Origin of the sequence: Haloarcula sp. JP-Z28 (genome assembly GCF_011440255.1) — an archaeon.
In the GTDB taxonomy this organism is placed as follows: domain Archaea; phylum Halobacteriota; class Halobacteria; order Halobacteriales; family Haloarculaceae; genus Haloarcula; species Haloarcula marismortui.
The window spans coordinates 1-5,922 of sequence record NZ_JAAOHT010000122.1; the positions used below are offsets into that span (position 1 = coordinate 1).

5 protein-coding genes are annotated in these 5,922 nt (G+C 48.9%); 4 read left to right on the forward strand and 1 reads right to left on the reverse strand.

Features of this window, described 5'->3' with window-relative positions; all coding sequences use genetic code 11:
* Positions 1-796 precede the first annotated feature (796 nt).
* The 4 genes from G9463_RS22995 to G9463_RS23010 all read left to right on the forward strand — a co-directional run bounded on the left by G9463_RS22995 (position 797) and on the right by G9463_RS23010 (position 5,355).
* Positions 797-1,339 carry a hypothetical protein gene (locus tag G9463_RS22995; protein WP_127014482.1) on the forward strand — a complete coding sequence of 181 codons (543 nt, stop codon included), beginning with the start codon at positions 797-799 and terminating at the stop codon, positions 1,337-1,339.
* A gap of 1,380 nt (positions 1,340-2,719) precedes the next feature.
* Positions 2,720-2,920: a hypothetical protein gene (locus G9463_RS23000; RefSeq protein WP_004965526.1), complete on the forward strand. Its 201-nt coding sequence runs from the start codon at positions 2,720-2,722 to the stop codon at positions 2,918-2,920.
* Between the two features lie 103 nt (positions 2,921-3,023).
* Complete coding sequence (gene aglF / locus G9463_RS23005) at positions 3,024-3,776, forward strand: UTP--glucose-1-phosphate uridylyltransferase AglF (protein WP_165897938.1); 753 nt, start codon at positions 3,024-3,026, stop codon at positions 3,774-3,776.
* A 772-nt stretch (positions 3,777-4,548) separates the two neighbouring features.
* On the forward strand, positions 4,549-5,355 hold the full coding sequence (locus G9463_RS23010) for a glycosyltransferase family 2 protein (protein WP_165897939.1): 807 nt from the start codon (positions 4,549-4,551) through the stop codon (positions 5,353-5,355).
* Between the two features lie 99 nt (positions 5,356-5,454).
* Here the strand turns inward: G9463_RS23010 and G9463_RS23015 are convergent, their stop codons facing one another.
* Entirely contained in the window at positions 5,455-5,628 is a 174-nt protein-coding gene (locus G9463_RS23015; protein ID WP_007190648.1) for a hypothetical protein, read from the reverse strand.
* Between the last annotated feature and the right edge of the window lie 294 nt (positions 5,629-5,922).

Consider the following 5,922-nt stretch of genomic DNA (forward strand, 5'->3'; position numbering starts at 1 on the left):
AACGTCTCGGTCTCCGCGACATTGAAGAACGACTCTACCGAAGGCTCATTCTGCAGGGTCGCTGAGTCCATACCACCTCAGCATTCACCCTGCTCTTTGGTGTGGTAACTGTTCTATGACACCCTCGCAGAAGAGGATATCCGAATTTGAAAAAGAATATTGAGCAGTCACGCTCTTAGCTCAATAGTTGGCGATATATCCTATTACGGACTGAACTACTCCAGATTTCACAGAGGTTAGGCCAGACTATTCTTGAGATTACTATCACAGGTGCGGCTGTGCTTTCAGACTGGCCTCGCCAAATCCCCACTCGGTGACTTGGTAAATCAACTGACAGAGCCAATATCGTATAACCACGATATATTATTAATAGGACACTACGTAGTTTCCGTCTATCCTCATTAGAATCCGATAGCGTAGTGCTAATGTTTGTACATATACTAGTAAAAGTAGACCCAGAGTTTAGTAGTGTGACACCGCGACTTATATCGGATCGGACAATAACTCACCGTACTGCGCTTTCGCCTGCATATCTATTTTTATTTATTCTCTGCTGTTGTGAGGGATTCGTGTAGTACTGTCAATACTTCCACATCATAAACACAGGGATTAGATACCGACTGTGACCCGTCGGTGAAAGACAAAAGCCCAGTACGCCATTCGAGTAGCTATTTCTTACTCGGGAATTAGAGGGTAACGGGGGTGTAACAAAACGGTACCCCGGGTTTCGTGTATATATGTCGCTCTCGCGGCCTGAACATAAACCAACGCAGCAACCGAGGTCATGAGTGCACCGATGGTAGAGGAAGAACCAGAGCTCTCACGCGACCAAATGTTCGATATCCTCAGCAGCTCTAGGCGTCGATATACACTGTACTATCTACGCCAGCAAATAGAGCCAGTCCAGCTAACCGATTTAGCTGAGGAGCTGGCTGCGTGGGAAAACGATACAACCGTCGAAGAACTCTCTTCACAGGCGCGAAAGCGGGTGTACGTCTCGCTGTATCAGACTCATGCTCCAAAGCTCCAAGAGGCAGGGCTAATAACCTATGACGCTGATACGGGTGAGATAGCTCTTCGAGAGGATGCTCCAGAAGTTGAACCATTCATCAGCAATGGCGATAACGAGTCAAAATGGTATCAGTACTATGGCGCTGTGGCCCTGTTGAACGCCGTTTTACTCATAGCAGCAATCGTCGGTGTGCCTCCACTCGGTGCGATTAGTCCATTAGTTATCGGACTAGTCGTCATAAGTTCGTTTCTCGTGCTTTCTATTACTCACGGGGTCTCCAGACGGCGAGGGAAAAACAACAAGTCCTTTGATATCGGTGAGCCGTGAGTGGGATTGTATGCTGACTGAGAAACACCCCCCAGGGGTGTGTTATTCTTCGTCGTCGGCCGCACCATCCGGCAGTAACTGGTCGGGCGACCGTTTGTACATCGGAGTGCTCGCGAATTCCGAAATCCGTTCCATTTCGCTGTCGGAGATATGTTCCGGCATACACCGCTACGTCTAACTGTTACAGTTTAGTAATTGAGTTCATATATGAGGTAGTCGGCTTCTTCTGGACACTTGCTAGTTATCCATGTGCTGAGGGATACTGGTGTCGAGCCATCATATATTTGTTATAAACTCCCAGAATTTCGATGATTATAGCTACTCGATAAGCACTCCTATAGCCAACTTCTAGGTGAATATCTGAATGATATCATAATGCCCGTTTCTCGGTCATGACTTCTGGTACAGTGTCTACTGGACATCTAGGCTTTCCCATCACACAATTTAACTCGAGAAGGGTCAGCAGTATCTCAACAGTTAGTCAGGAGAATCAGTGAATCATTAGCAAAGGGTTAGAATCCAGTTGTCATAGTTAAAAAGTCGAGACCGGAATGAGCCGGAAAGAACGGTGTGACCGAAGCCGCTCCGGCTCACTGTCAAAGTGGAGAGAGCGATCCGAGTCGACAGCGACTATACAGGGCACGAGCGTCCCTGAGGGGGGTGGTAAGGATTGGGCCGGTGTTGTGGGTGTCGGGTAACTGCCCTCTCCATCAGTGTCTAAACCGCAGGGGTGTATTGTTATAGTCGTGTTATTCTGGCATGGCGGAGCTTACCACCCCAGACGGACGTGGAACGGTGGTAGCTGATCATATAGCTCAGATGTCGAGGAGGGCTAAGGTTCGTAATGGCATTTGAGAGGGCTCCATCGGTTTCGAGCTTCGGGCGTAACGATCCAAGAAGTAAGTATAGGATCGTAGACGGGGAGCCGCAGATACAGGATGGTATTGATGCAAATGTGCCTGAAGGTATTTGATTCATCCTGCTCCGATGGTGAATCTGTGGCTTCGCTCAGCGTTCATTTCTCATATACATCGTAAAACAATGTCATTGTCCAGTGAAGTCCTATCGAATATTAAAGTAATTTAACCCTACCATCAGGAATTAGTCTGTTTTCAGAGATTTTGATAGGCACAAATTCATAGAATGAGTTGGTAAGTAAATGAATTGTAAATGGCAAAGAAGTGCTGTGTATAGGGGCGCAATCTTTAATATAGTAATTACTCCTTTCCGAGATATGCTCAATGTCAGCGCAGTAGAGAGGAAGTTTAAACATCGTCTTAATCTGAGATTAGGGCTTTGGGGGCGGGGTCAGAATTCGTGGTTTACATACAGGTGGTTGAGTCTGTCAAGGTCAGGATGTTTGAATGGAGTGGCAGCTGAATGATGACCTCAGAGGAGTGGGAAGAAGTAGCGACGGACCCAGACTGGGAATCAGACCTGGGCTACGAGATGGAGGAACTCACCGTTGTCAAATCCTCGACTGATTCACAGTTGATATTTTTGCCGGAGCATGAGTCGCAACTCGGTGAAGAAGAGTTCATTGTTATTCACTCGGATTCACTTCGAGATCTACGCCGATAGCTGAACAGCGTGACTAGCCGAAAGAATGTGCGGTTCGCCTACCGATGGCAGGTTCCGATTAGTAGCAATATTACAATGTGGCATCTGGGAAAGCGTGTGAGTGATGAAAGCAGTAGTTCTCGCAGCCGGGAAGGGAACACGACTTCAGCCACTGACTGATGACTTCCCGAAAGCGTTAGTTGAGGTAGACGGAAAACCGCTTCTGACTCATTGCCTTGACGAACTTGTTTCACTTGATGCAGATGAGTTTGTTATCGTCGTCGGATATCGTCAACAGCAGATTATCGACTATTACGGTAGCTCGTACGATGGTGTCCCGGTAACATACGTCCATCAAGAGGAGCCTGCTGGGCTAGCGCACGCCTTGTTGCAGGCCGAGCCGAAAATTGAAGACGATTTTATATTGATGCTGGGAGACAATGTGTTTCGGGGGAACCTCGACACAGTCGTGCAACGACAACAGGAACAACGCGTCGACTGCGCGTTTCTAGTAGAGGAGGTTCCGAAAAACGAAGCGTCTAGATATGGCGTTTGCGTGACCAATAAATACGGTGAAATAACGGATGTCGTAGAGAAGCCGGACGATCCGCCATCTAATCTGGTCATGACCGGCTTTTACACGTTTTCGCCGGCAATATTCAAAGCTTGTAGCCTTGTTCAGCCCTCTGATCGCGGCGAGTACGAACTCAGCGATGCCATTGATTTACTGATGGACAGCGGAAGAACAATCGACGCCGTTCGTCTCAATGGGTGGCGTGTCGACGTTGGATATCCTGAAGACAGGGATGCTGCAGAGCAGCGTCTTGCAGAAGAAACGGCCACCCTAGCCTCTGGTGGTGGGAACATCTCTCGATAGATCCATCAGTACGGATGATAACTGATGTGGCTATGAAAGTACCTGTCAGCTAGCTACATAGCGCTCTCAACATTGGATACACATTACCTTACCACAGAATGGGTATGTGGAACAATCATATCTGAGTCATCCCCAGCCATAGGTTTCTGCCCCGTTGCCCCCCATCTTCCTTGTTTAGTGGCCGTGAGTCAATGGCGAATCCCAGCACTATTTGTGCAATTGTTTTCGAAGTACTGCTCCTATCGGTAGCAATCTTCCTGTGGCTCATTGACGGGGCTCCCGGTTGGAACATTGTGTGTCGACAGTTGCCGATACGGTGACTGTCATTGCAAGCACCATTCAGATTATCGTCCGATAGTACGCTCTAGTAGTAGCATAACAAAACAGGAAGACGTGTATTGACTTGGCTATGTGCGCTGGATGGGCCCGACAGTTTGTGGGGGTTTTTGTCGTCTGGCTATTGTTAGCGTTGGGGGGAATGATATTTATCGGTCGTTGGAACCTGTTGTTGTATTACCTGCTCAGCTACGCAGGCTTTCTCTTTGCAGTCGAGCTCAGCAAACCAGATGGCGTCCGACCGAAAAATCACAGGCGACTACGCTGGGTTTCCATGGGTGGGTTTGTGGTGTTCATTTACGCAGTTGTATCGTGGGTGCAGGCAGTCATTGCAGCCATGGCGACGTAGGCCAGACGGGTGAATGCCTTGCCTACTAATGACAGGTGGGATATACTAATATCTTCGAGGCAAGAGCAAGTTGATAGAAGGAATTACATGGTATCGGTCAGCGTTGTCATCGCGACATTGAAGCCGCGAGATGAGATTGAAGCGATACAGTGCCTCGAAGACCAGACGTTCGATGACTTTGAGGTTATCGTATGTGATAAGAGCCCGGTGACCAGAGCCCGTAACGAGGGGATCAGACAATCTTCAAGCGACAAGATAGTGTTTCTCGATGACGATTCTCGACCCCAGCCAGGATATCTTGAAAAAGCCAACGATGTCCTCGAAACAGAGGCGGCGTACGCCGGTCGAACCATCCACCCGGTAGATGATGTGTTTGCCCGCCATTTCACCGCCCATTACGACTGGGGGGCCGACCCTTGCTACGTCGATCACTTCTGGGGGTGTAATATGGGCGTCCATAGAGACGTGTTCAAGACCGTCGGTGGGTGGGACGAAGAAATGGGGTGGGGTCACGAAGAAAAAGAACTCGCCAGGCGAGTCAGAAGCGAGTTTGATATTCGATACGATCCCGAACTCGTTGTCGACCATCCATACGCGTCATCTATTACCGACTACTGGAAGAAACAGTATAAACTCGAAACGAAGAGTCCGTACTACTGGTCAAAGTGTAACATCTCACGAGCGGATCAGCTCAAGAACATTTTCTGTGAGGCATTTGACCCGCTGAATTACGTCAGAATAACCCCAGTAGCGACCATGATAGAAGCGGGTAGTACTGTTGCAAAGACAGCTGGGCGTCTTCGAGGATTCCTCGATCACACCCACCACGAAGAAGGCAGGGGCGGGGTACCGGATATTGATCGACCTTCACAATCTCCAGAACGATCAGGATAACGTTACTCTGTGTTGCTTCGGTGCTCCGAATTTAGACAAGCTAGCAGCTGCTGGTCACAACTCTTTCGTTAGAGAAAGTTGGCAGAGATTCAGTACTAGTTACTCGCCGAAGCCCTGTTCACCATAGCCATCTTCACCGTACCCACGATACAGCATCTCCCGCTTCATCAGCACTGCAGCACCAAACGAGAGTCCAGTCGCAACGAGGGCCAGAATAGTCCGTCGAGTCGCCTGCTCCGGCTGCATTTCCTTGGTCTTTTCATCTGAAGACATCAGTACAGTGAGATAGTCCTCCTCGCGACCGTAGCTACGCTTTGTCGGCGACTATTTTGGTCCATCGTTACCAGGAATCCAATGACGGAGACCGTTTTAGTAAACAGGCCATACCGTCAATCATGCTGCAGCATATCCCACCTATTGACCTCCTTGTGATTTGGGTAGGCTCTGGTGAATCACTGGACGGCGTCGGCTTCGACCGTCAGAACTAGGAAGATGAAGCGGGAAACCGCCGATGATTCATGTCTAAGATCTCCCGCTTCACAAGCAACGTCGTTCAGTTAGCTAAAA